The organism is Halomonas meridiana, from assembly GCF_009846525.1.
In the GTDB taxonomy this organism is placed as follows: domain Bacteria; phylum Pseudomonadota; class Gammaproteobacteria; order Pseudomonadales; family Halomonadaceae; genus Vreelandella.
The window spans coordinates 202,516-226,293 of sequence record NZ_CP024621.1 but is presented as its reverse complement, the minus strand read 5'-3'; the positions used below and the strand labels follow the sequence as shown (position 1 = coordinate 226,293).

The window sequence follows — 23,778 nt, the reverse complement described above, 5'->3', positions numbered from 1 at the left end:
TTCCTGGAGGCTTCGTGCGCAGACACTTTTCCCTCGCTCGCTTTATCCGCTGGATGAGCACGACGATCGGCGTGATGAGCGGGCTGATGCTCAGCGGCGCGACCCTGGCTGGCGACGTGTACCGTGAACAGTTCTTCTCGCCCACCCTAGGGTACGACTATCCGTACACGGTCTATTTACCGGACGATTATGATCCACACGCCTCGATGCCCTATCCGGTGGTGTATCTACTGCATGGCTCGTTTGGTAACGAGCTCGACTGGGCCACCAAGGGGAACCTTCCCAAAACCGCCGACCGGTTGATCGACGCGGGACATGTGCCCCCGGCCGTATTCGTGATGCCCGGCAGCCGCAGCTGGTGGGTCGACGGATATAACGAAGCCGCCCGCAGCGCCTTTTTCAACGACCTGATGCCGCATATCGAGGCAACCTATCATGTCGGCACGACACGCCAGCAGCGCGGCGTCGCCGGACTCTCGGCCGGAGGGTATGGAGCCGTCAACTTCGCCCTCGAACGGCCGGAGCTGTTCGCCGCTGCGGCCGCCCTCAGCCCTGCCAGCTACGTTCCCGCCCCGCCTGAGAATTCGTCAGCCCACCGGCATCCGGCGTTTTTGAACGCGCAAGGGGCGTTCGATCAGACGCTCTGGGAGCGGCTCAATTACACTGCCCATTTGGAAAGCTACCGACTGCGCGTGACGCCGCGCCCGGAAGCCGAACGAAGCGACACACCCCCGGTGCCGCTCTATATCAGCGCTGGTCGCAGCGATGTGTACGATGCCGAGTTCCATGCCCGCCAGCTTCGTCAGGCCATGGAGCGTATACAGCCCGGCGCGGTGCGGCTCGACCTGTATCCCGGTGGCCATACCTGGCGTGTTTGGCGAGCCAGCCTGCCCGCAGCACTGACGTTCATGTTTCAGTACGTCGGCTCGCCGCAAACGGCCCTATCCGAGGCGCCAGCGGAGTAGAGAACCGCGCGATTGCGACCTTGGGCTTTGGCGTGGTACATCGCCTGATCCGCACAGTGAACCAAGGAGGCTTCATCCCGGGCATGCTGCGGAAAGAGCGCCACGCCGATACTGGCGGAGACGCGCACGTCGCCCACCGTCAGAGCAAACGGCTCGGCCAGCGCACGGCAGAGCTGGTTGGCGACGGCCAGCGCCTCCTCTTCCATGACCGGGCCGCCCAACAGCGCCACAAACTCATCACCGCCAATCCGCCCCACCATATCCGTGCCGCGCAGCCGACATCGCATACGCTGGGCAACATCTTTCAGCAATTGATCCCCCACACCGTGTCCCCAGCGGTCATTCACCGGCTTGAAGTTATCCAAATCGATGAACAAGAACGCCAACTGACCACCCGAGCGCAGCGCCTTGGCCAGCGCCTGCCCCAGCTCATCAAAGAACATCGCCCGATTGGGCAGGTCGGTCAGGGTGTCGTGCTGGGCGAGATGCAGTACTCGCTGCTCCATCTCGCGCCGCGGGGTAATATCGTGGGAAATACCGAGAAAGCTGGTCACATTGCCCTGGTCATCCAACAGTGGCGCACCGTTGGTGAAGTGCCAACGCCACTCGCCATTGGCATGCTGTACGCGGTACTCGATCAGCCCCTGCGGCTCGGCCGTCACGAACACTTTCTCGATATAGCGGCGGCACGCTTCCAAATCCTCCGGGTGCAGCACGGCACTCATATTACGGCCGAGCACATCGCTCACTTCGTGGCCTAAAATGCGCTGCCAGTTAGGAGAGATATAGGTCATCGTGCCGTCCGCGCTGAGCGTGTAGATGATGTCGTTCGCCTGCTCCACCAACTGGCGAAAACGCTGCTCGCTGGATTTCAGTGCCGATTCCAGCGCTTTGCGCTGGGTAATATCGTTGGCGTACCCCGTCCACAGCACGCTGCCATCCGGCTCGCGTCGGGGTTGGTCACTGGCTTCCACCCACAGCATTTCGCCACGACGGTGGAACATTCGAAATTCCTGTTTCCACGGCGTCATCGTGCGTGCGCTCTCCAGCGAACTTTCGATGACCGCATCGCGATCCCCAGGGTGAATGTTGGCTAGCAGCGTCTGCGCATCGGCCAGCGCTTCTTCCACGCTCACCCCAAACATCTCCTCGACCCGCTGCCCCACATAGGTGTAACGCCAGCTGCCCGTGCGCGAGTAGTGCAACTGGTAAATGAAGCCCGGTAGCTGCGAGAGCAACGCATCCAACGACTCGCCAAACGGCAGCGCGGGCTGATGCAACGCCCCATAGACGGCGCGATACTCGCCGTCCACCACGGGCGAGAGCTGCAGTTGCCAGCGCCGTGAGGCGTCTGCCCAGGTCACCATCAGTTCCTGAACGGCCTGCTGCTGGTCACAAGCCTGTACGGCGGCCAGCACGTTAGTTACGTCGAGGGGAAAGCAGTTGGCCAGCGCCATCTCGCTGTTATCGGCCCATCCCACCACGCGCCGAAAGGCTGCGTTCGCGTACACGTTCATTGCATCAGGGGCTGAACGCTCGACGACGAAAAGCGGTGTGCCCGACTGCTCGAATAGCGCTCGGTACGGATGCATCGCGGCCTCTCCCCCAGGTTCCCTTAAACTCGTAAGTTAAGCGCATAGGCCACAGCTGTCTATGCACATTGGCCGAGTGCCGCCAACGCACACTACACTGAAAGCGTCTGCTTGTTTTCTAACGACTTATGTAAGGACACTGACCATGCATCAACACGTCGAATGGGATGACCCCGGCAGCGCCAGCGTCGCCGCCTTCTTCAAAAACGACCCCGACCACACGCCCCCTTACCCCGGCGCTATTCTCTCTGCCCGTTATCAAGGCCGTATCGTACGGGTCAAGGTCGAAGCCTACCGGGAAGAAGACGCCGTGAGCATCGGCAGCGTCGCCGCCATTCTCGACCAGCACGGCCACCGCTTTAAATCGCATCACAAGCTCACTGTCGGCGACATGGTCCGCCTACCTGACGACAAACGCGCCATGGAACGCTGGGAAGAGGATGAGGAGAAGGAGTAATCACCGTGCGGCGAACTACTTTTTAAAAATCGCAGATGACGATGCCTTCTCCAGTGAGTGTTCGCATCTCTCCACGCCACTACATCGTTCCCTTTAAGCAATATCAGCGGCAGCAGCAATGTTGCTGCTGAACCAGTCGAATGGGTGGCAGACCCAAGCCGAGTGAAAGCGCCGGAGATGAGGCGCGCAAGGGGTCTCTCGAAGGGAAACGTCCCAACGCGACTGATGGCACCCACCAGCCCTCGCCTCTTCGTTTGCCCGCCCTTCTCCTCACTCGCTAGTGATAGCGTTGGGAAGAGCGCTTATTACGCAGCTCAAAGATTAGCGCGCTCACCGTTGTCAGCGCGCTGTGAGCGCGTAAAATATCCGCCACTTTTTTGGTTTTACCGAATGTTATGTTATAACTTATTTATCCGTTAGCGAGGTCGCTCGATGAGTGAGCACATGCATCGCCATAACAAGGAAGGTCCTTGTCATTTTTCGCTGATGTCGCTGTCGGCCCGTAAGCGGCTGGGATTGGTGGCACTGCCGCTGTTTGCGCTATGGGGCCTTGTGGTGTGGGCTGGCGCTGGCGGGTGGCCGCTATGAGCGAACGTTCCTCTTCGCGCTTGCAGCTCCACGATCTGCACCTAGCGCAGGGTCGCCGCACGGTGCTCGAACATGTGGATGGCGATATCAAATCCGGTGCGATTACCGCACTCATTGGCGCGAATGGCGCCGGTAAGAGCACGCTGATTCAGGCCATCATGGGCGAACTCAGGCCCATTAGTGGCAAGGTGATATGCACGGTAGATAACGCCCGCCGCGCTTGGCTGCCTCAGCAGCTGGCGCTCGACCTGACCTTCCCAATGAGCGTGGAAGAGCTGGTGATGACCGGCAGCTGGCCTAGCCACGGGGCCATGAAAGGTTACTGTGCGGCCCACTACCGCAAAGGCCGTGACATCATGGCACGCCTGGGCATTTCTCACTTGGCTCACCGCCCGCTGGGCGAGCTGTCTGGGGGCCAGCGCCAGCGGGCGCTAATTGGCCGAACGTTGATGCAAGAGGCCGAGCTGCTGCTACTGGATGAGCCGTTTGCCAACGTGGACAGCGACACCGTCGATATCTTGATTCGTATTTTTCGCCAAATGGCCGATGAGGGCGTGACGATCATCATCGTGCTGCATGACATGGATCACCTGCGCCGCTTGGCCGACGAAGTGCTGATGCTAAGCGGTGGTCATGGCCGTTGGGTCGCGCCCAGCGCGCTGAACCAGCAGCACGCGCCTGCTCAAGTGGTGCCGTTTACCTTAGGAGGCCGCCATGCTGGCACTGCTTGATGCGTGGCTGATCGCGCCGTTCGATTACGGCTTTATGCGCCGTGCCGTGGTCGGCGGGCTAGCGCTTTCACTAGCCGCTCCGCCCCTTGGGGTATTTTTGGTGCTGCGCGGCATGAGCCTGATTGGCGATGCCATGGCCCACGCGATCTTACCCGGCGTGGCGCTGGGCTTTTTGCTAGCGGGCTTTTCGCTGCCGGTGATGAGTGTCGGTGGCGTGCTGTTTGGGGTCATGGTGGCGTTGCTGGCGGGGGCGGTCTCGAAGATGGGCGGCCAGCGTGAAGATGCGGCCATGGCGAGCTTTTTTATCATTTCGTTGGCCGCCGGGGTCATGCTGATCTCCATGGGTGGCAGCAGTGTGGATCTTACCCACGTGCTGTTCGGCTCCATTTTGGCGATTAACTCCACGGCGCTGCTGCTGATCGCCTCGATCAGCACGCTGATCGTCATCACCCTGGCGGTTATTTTCCGCGCCTTGGTGGTGGAGTGTTTAGACCCGCTGTTTCTACGCGGCCAAAACCGCCGCAGCGGTTGGGTACATAGCGTCTTTTTAGGGCTGCTGGTACTGAACTTAACGGCGGGCTTCCAAACCCTGGGCACGCTGATGGCCGTTGGCTTAATGATGTTGCCCGCCACGGCAGCGCGGTTTTGGAGCAAGCGGTTAGAAGGCTTGATGGGCATCGCCGTGGTGTTAGCGATGCTGGCCAGTACCGGCGGGCTGCTGCTGTCGTTCCATTTGGACACGCCATCTGGCCCGAGCATTATCTTACTGGCCGGGGGAGCGTACTTGTTCTCGGCGCTGTTTGGCCGCTACCACAGCTTGGCCGCGAAGTTACGGCGTAAAACCACGCCGCTGGCGATGGAGCAGTCGCATTAGCGGATGATCGTCTCACGTTTATTTCATCATCAGGAGCATGTTATGTCGCTTATCTCTTCATCGCGCTGGTTAGTCGGCGTCTCGGCCATGTTGGCACTGCCCGCAGCCATGGCGAACGAGCGGGTTCAGGTCGTCACCAGTTTCTCCATCTTGGCGGATATGGTCGAGAACGTCGGTGGAGAGCATGTGGACGTCAGCTCCCTGGTCGGTCCGGATGGCGATGCCCACGTTTACTCCCCGAGCCCTGGCGATGCCCGCGCGCTGGCCGGCGCCGATTTGGTGGTTTTCAACGGCCTGCTGTTCGAAGGCTGGATGGAGCGGCTGATCGACTCCAGCGACTACCGCGGCGCGCTGGTGACGGCGACGGATGGCATCGCCCCACGCGCGTTCGCAGCGCATGACGAACACGGGCATGGTGACCACGACGATCATGAAGCGCACGATGAACACGACCACGACCACGACCACGACGCGCACGCTCATGAGGCGCATCATGACGAGCATGGTGATGACGCGCATCACGACGAGCATGCAGAGGACGATCACAGCGAGCACGCCCATGGCGATGACGACCCTCATGCATGGCAAGATCTGCAGCAGGCGAGGGTCTACGTCACCAATATTCGTGATGGCCTGATCGAGGCCGATGGTGCCAACGCGCAGAGCTACCAAGCCAATGCCGAGCGCTACCTGGCAGAGCTGGATAGCGTTGATGCCGAGATTCGTGAGCTGCTCAGCGAGATTCCTGCGTCGGCCAGCGTGATCACCGGGCACGATTCGTTTGGCTACTTCTCCAGCGCCTACGGCGTGAATTTCCTCTCGCCGGTCGGTCTCTCGACCGAAGCCGATCCCAGCGGTGCCAGCATGGCCGCCCTGATCGATGTGATCGAGCAAGAGAACGTACAGGCGCTGTTCCACGAGAACATGACCAACCAGGCAATCATTACGCAGTTGGCAGAAGAGACTGGCCTTCCCATCGCCGGCACGCTGTACGCGGATGCGCTGGCCAGTGAAGGCGATGCCAACACCTACCTGGGCATGATGCGCCACAACGCCCAGGTGCTCCACGATGCTCTGGCAGCGCCGGGTCATGATGATCCTGGTCATGACGACCACGACCACGACCACGACCACGACCACGACCACGACCACGACCACGACCACGACCACGACCACGACCACGACCACGACCACGACCACGACGATCATGGTCATGATCACTGAGCCATGTCGTAAAGACGTGCCGTAAAGAATCGAATACCGCCTGCGCCAGGCGGTATTTTTTTGCGTTGCATTTTGTCGTGAGGATGGGGAGACTGGCTCCACCATGCGCCGCTAACGTTGTTTAAACCCCTGCAAAGAGCCACTACCATGCGCCTAAACGCCGACTTTAGCCACTTTGCCTTTGTCACGCCGGAGCAGTATCGCTGGGTCGCCTCGCCCAGCGCAGGCGTAGAACGAATGATGCTGGACCGCATTGGCGATGAGGTGGCCCGCGCCACGAGCCTGGTACGCTATGCGCCAAATAGTCAGTTCAGCCGCCACACCCACGGCGGCGGTGAAGAGATTCTCGTGCTCGAGGGCGTGTTTGCCGACGAACATGGCCGCTACCCGGCGGGCAGCTACCTGCGCAACCCCATCGGCACGGGCCATACGCCCCACATTGGCGATGAGGGCGCGCTGATTCTCGTGAAGCTCCACCAGTTCGATGAGAACGATCTGCTCCAACTCGCCATTCCCGCCCACCGTTTGCCCTGGCAGCCTGATCGTCGGCCCGGCATCACGTACAAAATGCTGCATACCTATCAAAGCGAGCGTATCAGCCTGGAGCGCTGGGAGCGTGACATCGTCACCGACTATCCTGCCCTACCGGGCGGATTGGAGCTGTTCGTGCTGGAAGGGTCGCTGTGCGATGCGGACACCGAGTACCCGGAAGGGAGCTGGTGCCGCTACCCGCCGGGGGCTGCGCCACGGCTTCGCGCAGGCCAGGCCGGGGTAATGATGTACGTCAAGCGCGGGCATCTGTCTGACGCTTCTGACGACTAGCGAGCTAGCCCAATAAACGGCAGCAGGGTGAGCAGAGCGATCATGAGCACCGCAACGATCACTAGCGTGACCTGCAGCGGGTGCGCCACGAAACGTCGCCACAACGTCGGCGCCTCATCGCGGGCCAACGCGTTTTCATGCGCTTTGCGCGCCTTTGCTTGCCGCTCGGCCTGATAGTGCGCCAGCACCGTTTCGGCATCGTCTCGCTGGGCAGGGTTGCGCAGCCAAATGGCATCGACTCCCAGGCGAAAAAAGCCCGCCTGGGTTTCGTACACATCGAAACCATGCGCCTCCAGCAGCTGGCGAACCTCCATGGCCTCTTCGTCGGTCACGTGACGCAACCGAAACAGCAGATGCGCCATATCAATCGCCCATGGCGGCCATACGGTCTGCTTGAATCACTTCGATCCAGTAGCCGTCGGCGTCCTTGACGAAGATCACGTCCTTCATCTTGCCCTGGTCGGCGCGCTTGACGAAGGTCACGTCATGCTCATCGAACCACGCCTGCGCGGCTTCCAAATCCGGTACGCTAAAACAGATATGCCCGAAGCCCTGCGGCTCTGCATTGCCGTCATGGTAGGCAAAGTCCTGCTCGTTTTCGGTACCCCAGTTGTGGGTCAGCTCCAATAGACCTTTCTGGCTAAAGGTCCACGCGGTGCGCGCTTGGGTCTCTTCCGGCACGCTATCACCGGCCTCTACGTTAGCCAGGAAGTAGAGCGAGAACTGCATCTCCTCGAAGTCCAAGCGCCGCAGTACCTGCATTCCAAACACCTTGGAGTAGAACGCCAGCGCGCGCTCGGGGTCTTTGACCCGCAGCATGGTGTGGTTTAAGCGAAAACCCTGTGTTTGCGGGGCGACTGGGGCAACACCTGGATGCTGTTCACCTTGATACGACATGAGACTCTCCTTATGGGGGTGACGCTTTCGTGGATACGGTGCAAATTCTTTGACGAACGTAGTACTTTGTACAAGGCTTAGGCTGCTAAGCGCCCGCCATTTGACCATCGCTCCAGCGCATCGGTCATAACGTGCGATGGCGCGTTTAATGTCTAGTTATGAGGGCAAGGCGCTTGGAATTCCAGCCCGGCCCGAAGGAGTCTCTATGTCCCGTGATCGAAACGTACTGGGTGAGCCACTCACGCCCTGCTGCCATGCCCCAAAAACCGGCTTCTACCGCGACGGCTTTTGTCGCGTCGGGCCTGACGATGTCGGCATCCATTCGGTGTGCGCCATGGTGACCGAGGAGTTTCTGGCTTTCTCCAAGGCTCAAGGTAACGATCTGGTAACCCCGCGCCCGGCCTTCGGCTTTCCCGGCTTGAAGCCCGGCGACCGCTGGTGCCTGTGCGCCCACCGCTGGGCCGAAGCAGCCCAAGTGGGGCTTGCACCACCGGTGATTCTCTCGGGCACGAACGAGCGCACGCTGGAGATCATCCCTCTGACCAAACTTCAGCAACACGCGCTGGATGCCGTGCACTGACCTCTCGGCACGCGCTCTGATCGAATGCGCCTGGAAAAACGATGCAGACCTTCTACACTTCTATCTCGACAGTTTTACAAATTCAACCGTGATGCCCTGCGAATGGCGTCAGATAGGAGAGCGTCATGACAGCCATCGATATGACCCTTGGCGATCGCCTGACTCTGAAGCAGCTGAGCCATGCGATTCAAAACGGCTTTTCCCCCATTGTCGAAGTCGAGTCCATGGACGGTATCTACAAGGTGCGCTTTCACCATGCCAACGGTGTATCGGACCTGAGCGACGCCGAAGGCCGCGTCAGTACCTTTTTGGGAACCGGTGAAATCCGTGACACCCTGGGCCAGCTCGGTCTGACCCACGGCGTGCTGACTTTCGCCGACCAGTGCGGCGATGAGATGATTGGCGTGTCGGGCCGTGCCATCACCCCTGATGAAATGCTTACCTACGGCACGCGCATCGCGTTTCGTTAAGTCTCTTCCGGCGGGGCTTTACAGCTCCGTCCAAGGCTAGGATAGTAGCCACCAACGACAGGGGCGCCGCCCAGCGGCTGAGAAGCACCCTTCGAACCTGAACCGGATAACGCCGGCGTAGGGAGTCGTGGTGCCTCTCACCACCTCCCTGGCCGGGAGGATACTATGACCTACCCCCCGCTTGGCGATATGCTCGCCGCTCTGCGCGAAACCACGCCGCTCGTCCACTGCATGACCAATTACGTGGCCATGAACAGCACGGCCAACCTGCTGCTGGCCACGGGGGCATCGCCCGCGATGCTGCACGCCCCCGAAGAGGTCGCCGAATTTACCGCGCTGGCAGGTGCGCTTTCTATCAATATCGGCACGCTCTCTACGCCCTGGGCCGAATCGATGCAGCTGGCGGCTCGCACGGCCAACGCAAGCCAAACGCCGTGGGTGCTAGACCCGGTGGCGGTCGGGGCAACCGCCTTTCGCCAGCAGGTGTGCCAGGCGCTGCTGCCCCACCGGCCCAGCGTCATTCGCGCCAATGCCTCTGAAGTGATGGCGCTCACCGGCTTGGCAAGCCAAGGACGCGGAGTCGATGCAACGGCATCCACCGATGACGCCGCTCAAGCAGCCATATCGCTCGCGCAACGGCAGCACTGCATCGTCGCCATGACCGGCGAGACCGACTTTTTGACCGACGGTACCCACCATTTCCGGCTGACCGGGGGCCACCCGATGATGCCCCGCGTCACGACGCTGGGCTGTGGATTGAGTGCGCTGGTGGCCGGGTTCGTCGCCGCTAACCGCGAGCACCCGCTGACGGCAACGCTGGCCGCCCTGGCGTGCTTTAGCATCGCCGGGCATCGTGCTGGCCAACGGGCCGATGGGCCGGGCAGCTTTCAGGTTGCCCTCTTGGATGCTCTGTACCAGCTCACCCCGGATGATCTCTCGTCGCTCAGCCAGGTGGAGGCGCTCCATGCAGTGTGATCTCTCGCTCTATCTAGTCACCGATGCCACCCTGTGCGCGGACACTGGCCTTGAGGCGACGGTGGAGGCCGCCGTCAAAGGCGGTGTCACCGTGGTACAGCTGCGCGACAAACACGCCAGTGATGCGGCGATGGTCGCCCAAGCCAAGCGGCTCAAAGCGCTGCTGGCGGGCACCAGCGTGCCGCTGATCATCAACGACCGGCTAGCCGTGGCCATCGCCAGCGGCGCCGATGGCCTGCACGTCGGGCAAAGCGATACCGCCGTACAAGAGGCGCGTGAGGTGCTGGGACCGCATGCCATTTTGGGGCTGTCGATCAACACCGTCGCGCAGCTTCGTAACGCGCCCATCGCGCTGTTGGACTATGTCGGGCTAGGCCCCATTTTCGCCACCGCCAGCAAGCAGGATCACGCTCAGCCGATAGGCTTCGATGGTTTGGCCGAACTCGTCTGCGCCTGCCCGCTGCCCAACGTGGCGATCGGCGGCTTGAAGGCGCAGCACGCCGCCCAAGTCAGGGCCGCCGGTGCCAACGGTTTAGCGGTGATTTCCGCCATCTGCGGCCAGCCTGACCCTTATCAGGCGGCGCTGGCGTTTCGCGCCCCATGAGCCAGCTCGATCAGCTCACCGCCTTCGTCAAAGTGGCCGAGCTCGGCAGCTACACCCGTGCCGCCGAGGCCTTGGACCTCTCACGCACACGCGTCTCGCGGCAGGTCATGGCGCTGGAGGAGACGCTGGGCGCTCGCTTGATTCAGCGAACGACTCGGCGGCTGCATCTCACCGATGCCGGAGAGCGCTATCTGGCTCGCGCTCAAGCCATTCTGCTGGCCTTGGACGAGGCCGCTGCCGATGTCGGTAGCGGCACCAGCACCGTCAGTGGACGCCTGCGCATCAATGGTCCGATGAGTTTTGGTACCCGCTACCTTGCCCCACAGGTAGCGCACTTCATGCAGGCACACCCGGCGTTAGACGTACGCTTGGACCTGAACGACCGTCGCGTGGATTTGCTGGAAGAGGGCTACGATGTCGCGATTCGCATCGGCAGCCTGCCGGATTCCAGCCTGATCGCCAAGCGTCTGACCCGCTGCCAGCTGGTGCTGTGCGCGTCCCCCGGCTACTTGGCACAGCATGGCACCCCTCAGCGCATCGAGGATCTGACCCAGCACCACTGCCTGCGCTATCGCAGCGGGCAGAACAGCGGCGACTGGCGCTTCAATCAGCAGCACGTCAGCGTCACGGGGCCACTAGAGAGCAATAATGGCGACATGCTGACGTATGCCGCCGAAGCGGGGTTAGGCATTGCCCAGCAGCCCAGCTTTCTGATTCATGAGAGCATCCAACGGGGGCACTTGGTGCCGCTTCTGTTAGACCTTCCGCCGACCTACCTAGACATACACGCCATCTACCCCGCGCGGCGCTTTCTGCCCGCCAAGGTGACGCGCTTCATCGACCAGTTGGCCGATGCCTGGGGAGACCCACCGGTATGGGAACAGGGACTAGGATTGTCGCGCATTTCGCAACAGTGAAGTGCCAATCGGCGGGATTATCATCTCGCTCTGCTGACGTACAGTTGTCTCATCGCATCCACGGTGATGCACACACACAGCGAGAGAGAGAGCTATGACAACCTTAACGACCCCTGCTGCAACCCTCCATGCCACCGCCTTACTGCGCATTAGCCTGGGCGTGATGGCCCTGGCCCACGGCTTAATGAAAGTGTTCGTGTTTACGCTTCCTGGCACGGTGGGCTACTTCGAATCGCTCGGCCTGCCCGGTTTCATGGCTTACTTGACCATTGCGGCCGAAGTCGGCGGCGGCCTGGCTTTGGTACTGGGCTTATACACCCGCTGGGTGAGCCTTGCGCTAGTGCCGGTGCTGCTCGGCGCCGCCTGGGTACACCTGGGTAACGGCTGGGTATTCTCCAACCCCGGCGGCGGCTGGGAGTTCCCAGTGTTCTGGGCCGTGGCTCTCCTGGTACAGGCAGGCCTAGGCAGCGGTAGCCTCGTCATCAGCCGCCGACTGGCATGATCCAATGGCCTGCCGAGCCCCTCGTCTCGGCAGGCCAATCGACTGGAGTGCGTTCCATGTTACCGAGTCTCTTCATCTCCCACGGCTCTCCCATGCTGGCCCTCATCCCCACCCCTGCCCATCACTTCTTACGGGCACTGGGCCGCCACCTTCGCCCCAAAGCCGTTTTGGTGGTCTCTGCACATTGGGAGACGGACCACCTACAGGTCAGCCGCAGCGCCGCGCCTGCGACCCTCCATGATTTTGGCGGTTTTCCCGACGCGCTGTTTGCCGTGCAGTACCCAGCGCCCGGTGACCCCGCCTTGGCAAGCCGACTGGCCGAGCAACTAGGGGCCACAGAGGTGGAGCGCGGTCTGGATCATGGGGCCTGGGTGCCGCTGTCACTGATGTATCCTGACGCCGACGTACCAGTGGTATCGCTCTCACTACCCAGCCGCTGGGGAGCTGAGGCGTTGCTAACGTTAGGTGAACAGCTAGCGCCGCTGCGCCAAGAAGGGATACTGGTGATCGGTTCGGGCAGCTTGACCCATAACCTCTACGAGCTACAGCCTCAAGGTAGCCAGGTGCCGACCTGGGTCGACCGTTTCGCCGAGTGGGTGCATGCACGGCTGCGAGAGGATGATCGCGACGCGCTCGTCCACTGGCAAAACGCGCCCGATGCCCAGCGCAATCACCCCACACCGGAGCACTTTCAGCCGCTGTTGGTGGCGATGGGGGCGGGCGGCCGCGCAACACAACGACACCATAGCGTCGAGCACGGCGTGCTAGCGATGGATGCCTATCAGTTTGCCTAACGTCTACGCCGTGGGGCGGCGTTTCAAGGTGGTGCGTCGGTCATGATAAGCAATGGCCAAACCACTTAGCATAATCAGCGCACTGCCTACCCAGACCCAAAGGTCCGGCAATTCTCCCCAGAACCACCAGCCCAACAGCACCGCCCACAGCATGGCGGTGTAATCAAAGGGCGCGGCAATGGCGGCAGGCGCATAGCGAAAAGCCAAGGTAATAAACGCCGTCGCCCCCACTCCCAACACGCCCGATACCAAAAATCCGAGCCAATGCCATGGCTGTGGCGTTTGCCATACCCACGGCAGGCTCACCGCGGTGACTGCCAGCGGCACCATGGTCATATAGAACACCATCGCCCACAGATGCTCGTTGGCACCATAACGTCGCGCCGTCACCATCATCAGAGCATAGAACACCGCCGCTGCGAGAACGATCATCGCGCCCAGTTGAAACGCATCGCCGCCGGGACGCACGACGATCAGCACCCCCACAAAGCCTAAAAGCGACGCCACCAGCACCGGCGGGTCGATACGCTCACCCAGCAGCGGTAAGGAGAGTAGCGTCACGAACAGCGGCGCTACGAAGGCAATCGCCGTGGCCTCGGCCAACGGCAGCAGGGTCAGGCCCCATACGAAACAGACCATCGTGGCGGTGTAAATCACCCCCCGCAGCAGATGCACGCCTGGACGCCGGGTACGCAGCTTGCGCAATCCGCCACTAAAATGAGCCAGTAGAGCAATCAACGGCAGCGATACCAAGGTGCGGAAAAAGATGATCTGTAGCGGGGAGTGCACGGCGCCCAACCATTTGGACACTGCATCACCCAGGGCCAAAAACAGCACGCCTAAACACATGCATAAAATGCCTTTTAGCGAGGGTGTCATCCGTCACCTCCTACGACGATTATTATTGTCTTCACAGCACCGGTAGCACTGCATAAAAAAGCCCCGCCAACCTGCGATTGGCGGGGCAGCGATGTCATGCTTTCAAAGACTCGCGTTGACCACCATGCAGTCCATCCCCTGCGCCTGGAGCGTTTGACACGCTTGTCGTGCCTGGGACTCGTTCAACGAAACGACACGTGCTCGAAATACCGTGGTTGCCCCCTGAAGCGGGTCAATGGCGACACGCCCCCCCACGCTGTTCGGCAGGCGCTGCACGGCCTGGCGGGCCAGCTGCTCTGCCTGCGCGGCTTGGCTGAACGCGCCCACCTGAATGCCCCATCCCGCCGAGGCTGCTTGCGCGCCCGGCGAGGCGTCAGCCAAGACCCGCTCTCGCTCGATGAATGCCTGTAGCGGATCTGGAGAGGCAGGAGCATCCCCACGGGCCGCCTCTGCTTCGACGAGCTGGTCCTCGACCGTTTGTGCAAGCGTGCTGCGCGCAGCGGGCGGCGTGGGGGATAGTGACGTCGCCGAGACGCTGGCCACCATCGGCTGCGTCATGGGACGCGTCGGCGCTGGCTGTCTCAACGGCTGAGCGGATCCGGTGAAACCCATGAACTCACTGGAAAAACGAGTACTGGCCAACCACGTGCGTTGATCCCTGAGTGATGCCCGCATGAAGCTGCGATCCAACAGATCGGCCATGTGCGTATCGCGGGAGGAGGAGCTAAATCCCCCCATGACGACGGCGACCATGCGTCGACCATCGTGCACGGCGGTCGTCGCCACGTTGAATCCCGAGGCTCGGATAAACCCGGTTTTCAACCCATCGGCACCGGGGTAGTCGCGCACGAGACGATTATGGCTGGTGTGCCGTGTGCCGCGATAGGTAAACTCCTGCAGTCCAAAATAGTGGTAGTACTGCGGAAAATCCTGCATCACCCGTACCGAAAGTGTCAGCATGTCGCGCGCGGTCGTCATCTGCTGGTCATCGGGCAAACCAGAAGCGTTACGAAAGGTGGTGGCGTTCATGCCCAGCTCGCGGGCTTTCACGGTCATTAGATTGGCAAAGCGCTGCTCGCTCCCTCCCAAGACTTCGGCGACGACGACGGCAACATCGTTGGCCGAGCGGACGGCCAGGGCGCGAATCGCCGTATCTACCGGAATAGAACTTCCTGCCGAGAGCCACAGCTTGGTCGCCGGCATGGCCGCTGCCTGCGCAGACACGGGCAGCGGCTGATCGAGGCTCAACGTGCCGTTTTCCAGCGCTTCGAATGTGAGATAGAGCGTCATCATCTTGGTCAGCGAGGCTGGATAGCGAGGTTCATCGGCATTCTCGGCATACAGTACTTCACCGTTTTCCAGGTCCACCACGATGCCTGCATAGCGAGGGTTCGCCTGGGCAGCGGCACTGCCGAGCAGCATCAAGAGCAGCGCCACCCACAGCCAATTCGCCACCCACACCGCAGAGCCCACTCCCCGAGTTGTTGCCATACCGACCTCTCGCTGATTGATCACGCACCGACGCTCGGTCGCTCTCACGACCGCTGCATTAGCCTAGCATGCCTTGTCGATAAATTGATCTTCCCTCGGTGTATTCATAGGATAATCCAGCGCAGCACTATACGCGCATAAAAAAACCGACCCCTTGGGGTCGGTTTTCATTGTGCCTATCAGAAGGAGCAGCGCTTACTCAGCGACGGCTTCTTCTTCGGCAACCGGACGGTCTACGAGCTCAACGTATGCCATGGGCGCGTTGTCGCCTGTGCGGTAACCGCACTTGAGAATACGGATGTAACCACCCGGACGCTCTGCGTAACGCGGACCCAGCTCGTTGAACAGTTTGCCGACGGCTTCTTTGGAGCGCGTGCGGGCAAACGCCAAACGGCGGTTTGCAACGCTGTCCTGCTTGGCCAGGGTGATCAGCGGCTCGATGACGCGACGCAGTTCCTTGGCCTTAGGCAGGGTTGTCTTGATGACTTCATGTTCGACCAGCGAGACAGACATGTTCTTGAACATGGCCTGACGGTGCGAGCTGGTACGATTCAGATGACGACCACTCTTACGATGACGCATGGTTGTGATTCCTTACCAAACTGGGACTCGAGTCGACACTCACGCGGAGGCCTTGTCGTCCTTCAGGCTAGCGGGTGGCCAATTTTCCAACCGCATACCGAGAGACAAGCCACGCGCTGCCAATACGTCTTTGATTTCATTCAAAGACTTCTTACCGAGGTTCGGGGTCTTCAACAGCTCCACTTCTGTGCGCTGAATCAGATCACCGATGTAGTAAATATTCTCGGCTTTTAGGCAGTTCGCGCTGCGTACGGTCAACTCAAGATCGTCTACGGGGCGCAATAGGATCGGATCGACGTGATCCTCTTCCTCTTCGACTTCCTGCTCTTTGTCAGCTTCCAGGTCGACGAAGGCGGCCAGCTGCTCTTGCAGAATGGTCGCACTGCGACGGATAGCCTCTTCCGGATCCAGGGTACCGTCAGTTTCCAGATCGATAATCAGCTTATCGAGGTCGGTACGCTGCTCGACACGAGCGGCTTCGACCGAGTAGGAAACGCGGCGAACAGGGCTGAAGGTGGCATCCAGCTGCAGGCGGCCAATAGCACGGGTCTCTTCATCAGAGCCACGAGCGTCAGCCGGTTCGTAACCACGACCCAGCGCGACCTTAAGCTGAATTTTCAGCTCGGCACCTTCATTGACGTGTGCAATGACGTGGTCCGGGTTGACGATTTCGACGCTATGATCAAGCGCAATGTCGCCAGCGGTGACGACGGCTGGGCCCTGCTTGTTCAGCGAGAGCACCGCCTCATCGCGGCTGTGCATCTTGATCGCAACATCTTTCAAGTTCAGGAGGATTTCGATGACATCTTCCTGCACCCCTTCGAGCGCACTGTATTCGTGCTCTACACCGGCAATTTCAGCCTCTACCACGGCTGCGCCGGGCATGGATGAAAGCAGAATGCGACGAAGTGCATTCCCCAGGGTGTGACCAAATCCGCGCTCGAACGGTTCGAGGACGATTTTGGCATGATGTGCGCTGATTTCTTCGACCTTGATGTCGCGAGGACGAAGAAACTCTGTCACTGAACGCTGCATATGAACACCTTTCAGGCTGCCAAACGGATACTGAGTACTCTAAAGCACAATACTCAAGAGCATCTGGGCGGTTAGCTTTGCTATCCCGCCCAGGCCTCAAGAAGCAGAAACGTAAATCAAACTGCTTACTTGGAGTACAGCTCGACGATCAGGTTTTCGTTGATGTCGGCAGTCAGGTCACCGCGTTCAGGCAGAGCCTTGAAAGTGCCTTCCATCTTCTTGGCGTCGATTTCGATCCAAGCGATGTCGCCACGGTTGGCCGCAATGGTCAACGCGTTTTGAATACGGGCTTGGTTCTTCGCCTTTTCACGGATAGCCACTACGTCACCGGGCTTCACTTGGTAGGAAGCAACGTTAACGGTACGGCCATTCACGGAAATCGCCTTGTGGCTGACCAGCTGACGCGCTTCAGAGCGAGTCGAGCCGAAGCCCATGCGGTAGACGACGTTGTCCAGTCGGGATTCGAGCAGCTGCAACAACACTTCACCGGTCGCACCTTTCAGGCGAGCGGCTTCTTTGTAGTAGTTGCGGAACTGCTTTTCGAGTACGCCATACATACGGCGTACTTTCTGCTTCTCACGAAGCTGCAAGCCGTAGTCGGAAAGACGCTGACGACGCTGGCCGTGTACACCCGGGATTTGCTCGGATTTACACTTTTTCTCGAAGGGAGTCACGCCACTCTTCAGGAAGAGGTCGGTGCCTTCACGACGAGACAATTTGCACTTAGGTCCAATATAACGAGCCATGAATCTGTCTCCTTAAACGCGGCGTTTCTTAGGCGGACGGCAGCCATTATGGGGAATGGGCGTCGCGTCTACGATGCTTTGCACGCGGAAGCCGGCGGCATTCAGTGCGCGCACGGCGGATTCACGGCCGGGACCGGGGCCTTTGACCAGCACGTCTACGTTTTTCACACCATACTCGGCTGCAGCAGTCGCTGCACGTTCGCTTGCAACTTGCGCAGCGAACGGGGTGCTCTTACGAGAACCACGAAAACCCGAACCACCGGCAGTTGCCCAAGAGAGAGCATTGCCCTGGCGGTCTGTGATCGTCACGATCGTGTTGTTAAAAGAGGCGTGGATATGCGCAACGGCGTCCACTACCTGCTTTTTAACCTTTTTACGGTTACTACGCGGGTTAGCCATGTTGATGTCTATTCCTGTCTTTACGCCAGAACGTGCGTGTTATTTGCGGATCGGCTTACGCGGGCCCTTACGGGTACGCGCGTTAGTCTTGGTCCGCTGACCACGCAGCGGAAGACTACGACGATGACGCAGACCACGGTAGCAGCCTAAGTCCATGAGACGCTTGATGTTAAGCGTGACATCACGACGAAGGTCGCCTTCTACGGTGAACTTACCAACTTCAGAACGCAGGGTGTCCAGCTCGTCGCTAGACAGGTCCTGGATCTTGGCAGTCGGCGCGATACCGGCAGCAGCACAGATGTGCTGAGCGCGAGTACGGCCAATCCCGAAGATATAGGTCAGCGAGATCGCCGCATGCTTGTTGTCCGGGATATTGACGCCTGCAATACGGGCCATCAGCTTACTCCGAAATTTGAGCGGCTTGCTCGTTTATTCATCTACAAAAGGCGCAACAGCATACCCCTTTATAAGCCCTAAGGCAAGGGGTATGCCGGCACCCGCTTAATACAGCCCAGGTTTAGCCCTGGCGCTGTTTGTGCCGCGGTTCGATGCAAATGACGCGAACAGCGCCATTGCGACGAATGATCTTGCAGTTACGGCACATCTTCTTTACGGAAGCTCGAACTTTCATCGTTCTCTCCAATTCGCAACGGCGCGCCTCAGCGCGTGATGCCGCCGCTACCGTAGCCTTTCAGGTTGGACTTCTTCATCACTGAGTCATATTGATGCGACATGAGATGCGACTGCACCTGGGCCATGAAGTCCATGATGACCACCACCACGATCAGAAGCGACGTACCGCCAAAGAAGAACGGAACGTTCCACGCTACGATCAAGAACTGGGGCATCAGGGAAACCGCAGTGATATACAAGGCACCGAACAGAGTGAGACGAGTCATCACTTTGTCGATATAGCGAGCGGTCTGCTCGCCGGGGCGAATGCCCGGCAGGAAGGCGCCTGACTTTTTCAAATTGTCAGCCACATCCTTGGGGTTGAAGACCAGCGCTGTGTAAAAGAAGCAGAAGAATACCACTGCCGCCGCGAAAAGCAAGATGTAAAGCGGTTGGCCAGGGCCTAACGCTTGCGATGCACGCTGCAACCACTCCATTCCTTCGCCAGCTCCTACCCACTGACCGATCGAAGCCGGAAAGAGGAGGATGCTGGAAGCAAAGATGGCTGGAATAACACCGGCCATGTTCACCTTCAAAGGCAAGTAGCTGCTTTGGCCTGCATACATCTTATTGCCGACCTGGCGTCGCGGATAGTTCACTTTGAGGCGGCGTTGGCCGCGCTCGATGAACACCACGAACGCAACGGTGGCAATACCTAGCACTGACAGCGCTAACAGCGGAAGAACATTCCAGGCCCCTTCATTGCGAGCAAGCTCGAACGCTTGCCCCACGGCACTGGGCAGCCCAGCGACGATCCCCGCGAAGATCAGCAGCGAAATACCGTTGCCAATGCCCTTCTCGGTGATCTGCTCACCTAGCCACATCATAAACACCGCGCCCGACACAAACGTGATGATCGCAGTGAAATAGAAGCTGAAGTCAGCGCTGTAAGCGATGCCTTGGCTAGCCAGACCCACGGACATGCCGGTAGCCTGGACAAGTGCCAGTATCACCGTGCCGTAGCGGGTGTACTGGCTGATCTTGCGGCGGCCAGCCTCGCCCTCTTTCTTGAGCTGCTCAAGATGAGGGGAGACCGCAGTCATAAGCTGCATGATAATCGACGCCGAGATATAGGGCATAATGCCCAGGGCGAGGACGCTCATGCGCTCCAGGGCGCCACCCGAGAACATGTTGAACATGCCTAGGATGGTGCCCTGTTGCTCCCTAAACAAGGCAGCAAGCTGGTCAGGATTGATACCGGGAACGGGAATGTGGGCACCGATACGGTACACCACGATGGCGAGGAGCACGAAGCGCAAACGCGCCCACAGTTCACTCAGACCGCTGCCCATCGCCGGCATATTTCCTGACTTGGCCATTTAGTCCTCTACCTTGCCGCCAGCGGCTTCGATCGCTTCACGGGCACCTTTGGTGACCTTGATACCACGAACGGTAACCGCCTTGTTCAGTTCGCCAGAAAGGATGATCTTCGCGTGTTGCGTTGCATCCTTCAGCACGTTGGCTTGCTTAAGGGTTTCCATGGTGACTTCGTCACCGGCTACCTTGGCAAGCTCGGCCAGACGGACTTCTTCAGATACTAGCGACTTGGCAGACGTGAAGCCGAACTTCGGCAGACGACGCTGCAGCGGCATCTGACCGCCTTCGAAACCAGGCTTGACGCTACCGCCACTGCGAGATTTCTGACCTTTGTGGCCACGGCCACCGGTCTTACCAAGACCGGAACCGATACCACGACCAACGCGCTTTTCAGCGTGTTTGGAGCCCGGTGCCGGGCTCAGGGTATTGAGTTTCATGGATTACTCTCCCTCAACGCGCACAAGGTAGTTAACCTTGTGGATCATGCCGCGTACGGCAGGGGTGTCTTCCAGCTCAACCGTATGACCGATGCGACGCAGGCCCAGGCCTTTCATAGTAGCCTTGTGCTTGGGCAAAACGCCGATGGTGCTGCGGATCTGGGTAACCTTGATCGTTGCTGCCATGGTGCCTTACCCCGTGATCGCTTCGACAGACAGACCGCGCTTGGCGGCCACGTCTTCCGGTGCTTGCATGGAGGAGAGACCTTTGACAGTCGCCCGTACCACGTTAACCGGGTTGGTGGAACCGTAGCACTTGGCCAATACATCGTGGACACCGGCCAGCTCTAGTACAGAGCGCATGGCGCCACCGGCGATGATACCGGTACCTTCAGAGGCCGGCTGCATGTACACCTTGGAAGCACCGTGACGGGCTTTTACCGGATACTGCAGCGTGTTGCCTGCAAGGTTGACCTTGACCATGTTGCGACGAGCTTGGTCCATCGCTTTCTGGATTGCGACCGGCACTTCACGCGCCTTGCCACGACCGAAACCGACACGACCTTTACCATCACCAACGACGGTCAGTGCGGTGAAGCCGAAAATACGACCACCTTTGACCACCTTGGCGACGCGGTTGACCTGCACTAACTTCTCTTGCAGATCGCCGCTTTGCTGTTCGTTCTTCGCCATCGTAAAACCCTTTAGAATTCCAGGCCGCCTTCACGAGCGGCGTCGGCCAGAGCCTTGACGCGACCGTGATACTTAAAGCCAGCACGGTCGAAGGCCACCTGGGTGATGCCTGCTTCTTTAGCGCGCTCGGCAATCAGAGCACCGACCTTAGAGGCCGCGTCTGTGTTGCCGGTCGCACCCTCGCGCAGTGCTTTGTCCAGCGTAGAAGCACTGGCTAGCACTTTGCCACCATCCGGCGAGATAATCTGCGCGTAGATGTGACGCGGGGTACGGTTGACGCACAGGCGATACACGCCCAGCTCGCGGATCTTGGCGCGAGCGCGGCGGGCACGACGGAGACGAGATTCTTTCTTCGCGTTCATAACCCTGCCTTACTTCTTCTTGGCTTCTTTGCGACGCACCTGCTCGTCGGCGTACCGAACACCCTTGCCTTTGTACGGCTCAGGCGGACGGAAGGCGCGGATTTCCGCGGCGCACTGACCGAGCATCTGCTTGTCCGCGCTTTTCAGCACGATCACGGTGTTTTTCGGCGTTTCCGCTGTAACACCCTTAGGCAGTTCGTAGTCGACCGGGTGCGAGAAGCCCAGTGAAAGATTGAGCGTCTGGCCCTTAGCTTGGGCACGATAACCGACGCCAACAATTTCGAGAGTTTTTGTGAAACCCTCAGATACGCCCGTTACCAGGTTCTGAACCAAGGCGCGGGTAGTACCGGCCATTGCCCAGCTCTTGGCAGACTCACTCGGGGCGAAGGTCAGCTGGCCATCTTCTTGACCGATCACCACGTCCTGGTGAATGGTCATAGACAGCGTGCCCTGGCCGCCTTTGGCGGTCAGCTGGCCAGCGTCGATTTTGATATCGACACCAGCAGGCACTTTAACCGGATATTTCGCTATGCGGGACATTCCAGCCTCCTAGAATACGGTGCAGATGACTTCGCCACCGACGCCTGCTTGGCGCGCGGCACGATCGGTCATGACACCATTAGAGGTGGTGACAATCGCGATACCCAGACCATCGGCGACCTTAGGCAGGTTGTCCTTGCCCTTGTACTGGCGCAGAGACGGCTTGGAAACCCGCTGAATGTGCTCAATAACCGGCTTACCCTCAAAGTACTTGAGAGTAACGGTCAGCTCGGGTTTAACGCCTTCAGCCACCGTAAAGTCGGTAATGTAGCCTTCTTCCTTTAGCACGCGGGCCACTTCGACTTTCAGCTTGGAGGACGGCATGGTAGCCGTCTCCTTGGTGGCCATCTGCGCATTGCGGATACGGGTGAACATATCCGCCAGAGTGTCTTGCATGCTCATTTAATGTGCGCTCCTGATGATTCTACGTGGCGTTACCAGCTGGACTTCTTCAGACCAGGGACGTCGCCACGCATGGCGGCTTCACGCAGCTTGTTACGGCCGAGACCGAACTTGTTGTAAAAACCGTGCGGACGGCCAGTCACGCGGCAGCGGTTACGCTGACGCACCGGGCTTGAGTCGCGCGGCAGTTGCTGCAGCTTCAGCGTCGCCTCGAAACGATCTTCTTCAGAAGCGTTCACGTCCGAGATGATTTTCTTGAGCTCTGCGCGCTTAGCCGCATACTTCTCGACTAGCTGAGTACGCTTGAGCTCACGCTCTACCATACTTTTCTTAGCCATGATCCAACCCTTATTTCTTGAACGGGAAGTTCAGTGCAGCTAGCAGCGCACGACCTTCCTCGTCGGTGTTGGCGGTAGTAGTGATAGTGACGTCCAGCCCCCGAACGCGATCGATTTTATCATACTCGATCTCCGGGAAGATGATCTGCTCACGCACACCCATAGAGTAATTGCCGCGACCGTCAAAAGACTTCGGGTTAAGACCACGGAAGTCACGCACGCGGGGAATCGCAATGTTTACCAGGCGGTCCAGGAAGTCCCACATACGCTCAGAGCGCAGTGTCACTTTGATACCGATCGGCCAACCTTCGCGCACCTTGAAGCCCGCGATGGACTTGCGTGCCTTGGTCACCAGCGGCTTTTGACCAGAGAGCTTCTCCAGGTCGCCGATGGCGTTGTCGATCAGCTTTTTATCGCTGACCGCTTCGCCGATACCCATGTTCAGAGTCACTTTCGTGATCCGGGGTACCTGCATTACGTTGGCGTAGCTGAACTGCTCTTTGAGTTGAGCCACCACCTCGTTTTGATAACGTTCTTTCAAGTTCGCCATTTTGCTACCCGACTCGCGTTAGGCGTCGATCTGCGTCTGCGTCGACTTGTAGATACGTACCTTGGTACCGTCTTCCTTAACTTGGAAGCCGACGCGATCCGCCTTACCGGTCTCCGAATTGAAGATGGCTACGTTGGACGCGTGAATCGGAGCCTCACGCTCGACGATACCGCCCTGATTTCCCGCCATGGGATTGGGCTTGGTGTGACGTTTAATCATGTTCACACCGGACACCACGAAGCGGTTGTCTAACACCCGCTTAACGGTGCCGCGCTTGCCCTTATCCTTCCCGGCGATGACGATGACTTCATCGTCACGTTTGATCTTTTGCATATCCGCCTCG

Annotated in this window: 35 protein-coding genes and 1 riboswitch; of the genes, 14 read left to right on the top strand and 21 right to left on the bottom strand. The window is 59.5% G+C overall.

The window, feature by feature from the left end:
• The first annotated feature begins 53 nt into the window (after window positions 1-53).
• Window positions 54-965: an alpha/beta hydrolase gene (locus tag CTT34_RS01130; protein ID WP_159343674.1), complete on the top strand. Its 912-nt coding sequence runs from the start codon at window positions 54-56 to the stop codon at window positions 963-965.
• On the opposite strand, the gene CTT34_RS01125 is transcribed toward CTT34_RS01130, so the two are convergent.
• Window positions 914-2,557 carry a diguanylate cyclase domain-containing protein gene (locus CTT34_RS01125; protein WP_159340682.1) on the bottom strand — a complete coding sequence of 548 codons (1,644 nt, stop codon included), beginning with the start codon at window positions 2,555-2,557 and terminating at the stop codon, window positions 914-916. The genes CTT34_RS01130 and CTT34_RS01125 overlap by 52 nt on opposite strands.
• A gap of 145 nt (window positions 2,558-2,702) precedes the next feature.
• Between CTT34_RS01125 and CTT34_RS01120 the strand changes: the two genes are divergently transcribed.
• From CTT34_RS01120 to CTT34_RS01095, 6 genes are all read left to right on the top strand, one after another.
• Window positions 2,703-3,014 (top strand): hypothetical protein, encoded by a 312-nt coding sequence (locus CTT34_RS01120; RefSeq protein ID WP_159340681.1) that lies wholly within the window; start codon window positions 2,703-2,705, stop codon window positions 3,012-3,014.
• 432 nt (window positions 3,015-3,446) lie between these two features.
• Window positions 3,447-3,602 (top strand): hypothetical protein, encoded by a 156-nt coding sequence (locus CTT34_RS01115; protein WP_159340680.1) that lies wholly within the window; start codon window positions 3,447-3,449, stop codon window positions 3,600-3,602.
• Window positions 3,599-4,333: a metal ABC transporter ATP-binding protein gene (locus tag CTT34_RS01110; protein ID WP_159340679.1), complete on the top strand. Its 735-nt coding sequence runs from the start codon at window positions 3,599-3,601 to the stop codon at window positions 4,331-4,333. The genes CTT34_RS01115 and CTT34_RS01110 overlap by 4 nt, the downstream gene beginning before the upstream one ends.
• The gene (locus tag CTT34_RS01105; RefSeq protein WP_159340678.1) at window positions 4,317-5,207 is read left to right on the top strand and encodes a metal ABC transporter permease; all 891 of its coding nucleotides are present in this window, start codon (window positions 4,317-4,319) and stop codon (window positions 5,205-5,207) included. The genes CTT34_RS01110 and CTT34_RS01105 overlap by 17 nt, the downstream gene beginning before the upstream one ends.
• A gap of 42 nt (window positions 5,208-5,249) precedes the next feature.
• Window positions 5,250-6,431 carry a metal ABC transporter solute-binding protein, Zn/Mn family gene (locus CTT34_RS01100; RefSeq protein WP_159340677.1) on the top strand — a complete coding sequence of 394 codons (1,182 nt, stop codon included), beginning with the start codon at window positions 5,250-5,252 and terminating at the stop codon, window positions 6,429-6,431.
• A 147-nt stretch (window positions 6,432-6,578) separates the two neighbouring features.
• The gene (locus CTT34_RS01095) at window positions 6,579-7,253 is read left to right on the top strand and encodes a cupin domain-containing protein (protein WP_159340676.1); all 675 of its coding nucleotides are present in this window, start codon (window positions 6,579-6,581) and stop codon (window positions 7,251-7,253) included.
• On the opposite strand, the gene CTT34_RS01090 is transcribed toward CTT34_RS01095, so the two are convergent.
• Entirely contained in the window at window positions 7,250-7,615 is a 366-nt protein-coding gene (locus tag CTT34_RS01090) for a DUF6164 family protein (RefSeq protein WP_159340675.1), read from the bottom strand. The two genes, CTT34_RS01095 and CTT34_RS01090, sit on opposite strands and share 4 nt — an antisense overlap.
• A 1-nt stretch (window position 7,616) precedes the next feature.
• Window positions 7,617-8,150, bottom strand: a complete 534-nt coding sequence (gene gloA, locus CTT34_RS01085) for a lactoylglutathione lyase (protein ID WP_159340674.1) — start codon at window positions 8,148-8,150, stop codon at window positions 7,617-7,619.
• A gap of 205 nt (window positions 8,151-8,355) precedes the next feature.
• On the opposite strand from gloA, the gene CTT34_RS01080 reads away from it, so the two are divergent.
• From CTT34_RS01080 to CTT34_RS01050, 7 genes are all read left to right on the top strand, one after another.
• Complete coding sequence (locus tag CTT34_RS01080; RefSeq protein WP_159340673.1) at window positions 8,356-8,730, top strand: DUF2237 family protein; 375 nt, start codon at window positions 8,356-8,358, stop codon at window positions 8,728-8,730.
• A gap of 125 nt (window positions 8,731-8,855) precedes the next feature.
• Window positions 8,856-9,200 carry a hypothetical protein gene (locus tag CTT34_RS01075; RefSeq protein WP_159340672.1) on the top strand — a complete coding sequence of 115 codons (345 nt, stop codon included), beginning with the start codon at window positions 8,856-8,858 and terminating at the stop codon, window positions 9,198-9,200.
• A 49-nt stretch (window positions 9,201-9,249) separates the two neighbouring features.
• Window positions 9,250-9,341: riboswitch (TPP riboswitch) on the top strand.
• Between the two features lie 24 nt (window positions 9,342-9,365).
• Window positions 9,366-10,175, top strand: a complete 810-nt coding sequence (gene thiM, locus CTT34_RS01070; RefSeq protein WP_159340671.1) for a hydroxyethylthiazole kinase — start codon at window positions 9,366-9,368, stop codon at window positions 10,173-10,175.
• On the top strand, window positions 10,165-10,779 hold the full coding sequence (gene thiE / locus CTT34_RS01065) for a thiamine phosphate synthase (protein ID WP_159340670.1): 615 nt from the start codon (window positions 10,165-10,167) through the stop codon (window positions 10,777-10,779). Before thiM ends, thiE begins: the two co-directional genes overlap by 11 nt.
• Window positions 10,776-11,696 (top strand): LysR family transcriptional regulator, encoded by a 921-nt coding sequence (locus CTT34_RS01060; protein ID WP_159340669.1) that lies wholly within the window; start codon window positions 10,776-10,778, stop codon window positions 11,694-11,696. The genes thiE and CTT34_RS01060 overlap by 4 nt, the downstream gene beginning before the upstream one ends.
• Window positions 11,697-11,790: 94 nt before the next feature.
• Complete coding sequence (locus CTT34_RS01055) at window positions 11,791-12,198, top strand: DoxX family protein (protein ID WP_159340668.1); 408 nt, start codon at window positions 11,791-11,793, stop codon at window positions 12,196-12,198.
• Window positions 12,199-12,254: 56 nt separating this feature from the next.
• On the top strand, window positions 12,255-12,992 hold the full coding sequence (locus tag CTT34_RS01050; RefSeq protein ID WP_159340667.1) for a DODA-type extradiol aromatic ring-opening family dioxygenase: 738 nt from the start codon (window positions 12,255-12,257) through the stop codon (window positions 12,990-12,992).
• 3 nt (window positions 12,993-12,995) lie between these two features.
• Here CTT34_RS01050 and CTT34_RS01045 read toward each other — a convergent pair whose 3' ends face one another.
• From CTT34_RS01045 to rplX, 18 genes are all read right to left on the bottom strand, one after another.
• Complete coding sequence (locus tag CTT34_RS01045) at window positions 12,996-13,871, bottom strand: DMT family transporter (protein WP_159340666.1); 876 nt, start codon at window positions 13,869-13,871, stop codon at window positions 12,996-12,998.
• Window positions 13,872-13,973: 102 nt separating this feature from the next.
• A complete protein-coding gene (locus CTT34_RS01040) occupies window positions 13,974-15,293 on the bottom strand; it encodes a serine hydrolase (RefSeq protein ID WP_407071543.1) in 1,320 nt (439 codons plus the stop codon).
• Between the two features lie 264 nt (window positions 15,294-15,557).
• Window positions 15,558-15,944, bottom strand: a complete 387-nt coding sequence (gene rplQ / locus CTT34_RS01035) for a 50S ribosomal protein L17 (RefSeq protein WP_044628819.1) — start codon at window positions 15,942-15,944, stop codon at window positions 15,558-15,560.
• 39 nt (window positions 15,945-15,983) lie between these two features.
• Window positions 15,984-16,979 (bottom strand): DNA-directed RNA polymerase subunit alpha, encoded by a 996-nt coding sequence (locus CTT34_RS01030; RefSeq protein WP_016915790.1) that lies wholly within the window; start codon window positions 16,977-16,979, stop codon window positions 15,984-15,986.
• A 125-nt stretch (window positions 16,980-17,104) separates the two neighbouring features.
• Window positions 17,105-17,725, bottom strand: coding sequence for a 30S ribosomal protein S4 (gene rpsD, locus CTT34_RS01025; RefSeq protein ID WP_058579838.1), 621 nt, complete (start codon window positions 17,723-17,725; stop codon window positions 17,105-17,107).
• A 12-nt stretch (window positions 17,726-17,737) separates the two neighbouring features.
• A complete protein-coding gene (rpsK, locus tag CTT34_RS01020) occupies window positions 17,738-18,124 on the bottom strand; it encodes a 30S ribosomal protein S11 (RefSeq protein ID WP_009099028.1) in 387 nt (128 codons plus the stop codon).
• A gap of 39 nt (window positions 18,125-18,163) precedes the next feature.
• Window positions 18,164-18,520 (bottom strand): 30S ribosomal protein S13, encoded by a 357-nt coding sequence (rpsM, locus tag CTT34_RS01015; RefSeq protein WP_159340664.1) that lies wholly within the window; start codon window positions 18,518-18,520, stop codon window positions 18,164-18,166.
• A 121-nt stretch (window positions 18,521-18,641) separates the two neighbouring features.
• The gene (rpmJ, locus tag CTT34_RS01010; protein WP_009099023.1) at window positions 18,642-18,755 is read right to left on the bottom strand and encodes a 50S ribosomal protein L36; all 114 of its coding nucleotides are present in this window, start codon (window positions 18,753-18,755) and stop codon (window positions 18,642-18,644) included.
• A 28-nt stretch (window positions 18,756-18,783) separates the two neighbouring features.
• The gene (gene secY / locus CTT34_RS01005; protein ID WP_159340663.1) at window positions 18,784-20,115 is read right to left on the bottom strand and encodes a preprotein translocase subunit SecY; all 1,332 of its coding nucleotides are present in this window, start codon (window positions 20,113-20,115) and stop codon (window positions 18,784-18,786) included.
• Window positions 20,116-20,550, bottom strand: coding sequence for a 50S ribosomal protein L15 (rplO, locus tag CTT34_RS01000; RefSeq protein ID WP_089674586.1), 435 nt, complete (start codon window positions 20,548-20,550; stop codon window positions 20,116-20,118). It lies immediately after the preceding gene.
• Between the two features lie 3 nt (window positions 20,551-20,553).
• Window positions 20,554-20,736, bottom strand: coding sequence for a 50S ribosomal protein L30 (gene rpmD, locus CTT34_RS00995; RefSeq protein WP_009723888.1), 183 nt, complete (start codon window positions 20,734-20,736; stop codon window positions 20,554-20,556).
• 6 nt (window positions 20,737-20,742) lie between these two features.
• Entirely contained in the window at window positions 20,743-21,243 is a 501-nt protein-coding gene (gene rpsE / locus CTT34_RS00990) for a 30S ribosomal protein S5 (RefSeq protein WP_044628824.1), read from the bottom strand.
• Window positions 21,244-21,254: 11 nt separating this feature from the next.
• A complete protein-coding gene (gene rplR, locus CTT34_RS00985; protein WP_044628825.1) occupies window positions 21,255-21,605 on the bottom strand; it encodes a 50S ribosomal protein L18 in 351 nt (116 codons plus the stop codon).
• Between the two features lie 9 nt (window positions 21,606-21,614).
• Window positions 21,615-22,145, bottom strand: coding sequence for a 50S ribosomal protein L6 (gene rplF, locus CTT34_RS00980; protein ID WP_159340662.1), 531 nt, complete (start codon window positions 22,143-22,145; stop codon window positions 21,615-21,617).
• Window positions 22,146-22,154: 9 nt separating this feature from the next.
• Entirely contained in the window at window positions 22,155-22,547 is a 393-nt protein-coding gene (gene rpsH / locus CTT34_RS00975) for a 30S ribosomal protein S8 (protein ID WP_009723892.1), read from the bottom strand.
• Between the two features lie 32 nt (window positions 22,548-22,579).
• Window positions 22,580-22,885 carry a 30S ribosomal protein S14 gene (gene rpsN / locus CTT34_RS00970; protein WP_044628827.1) on the bottom strand — a complete coding sequence of 102 codons (306 nt, stop codon included), beginning with the start codon at window positions 22,883-22,885 and terminating at the stop codon, window positions 22,580-22,582.
• 10 nt (window positions 22,886-22,895) lie between these two features.
• Entirely contained in the window at window positions 22,896-23,435 is a 540-nt protein-coding gene (rplE, locus tag CTT34_RS00965) for a 50S ribosomal protein L5 (RefSeq protein WP_044628828.1), read from the bottom strand.
• A gap of 18 nt (window positions 23,436-23,453) precedes the next feature.
• Window positions 23,454-23,768: a 50S ribosomal protein L24 gene (gene rplX, locus CTT34_RS00960; RefSeq protein ID WP_054640903.1), complete on the bottom strand. Its 315-nt coding sequence runs from the start codon at window positions 23,766-23,768 to the stop codon at window positions 23,454-23,456.
• Between the last annotated feature and the right edge of the window lie 10 nt (window positions 23,769-23,778).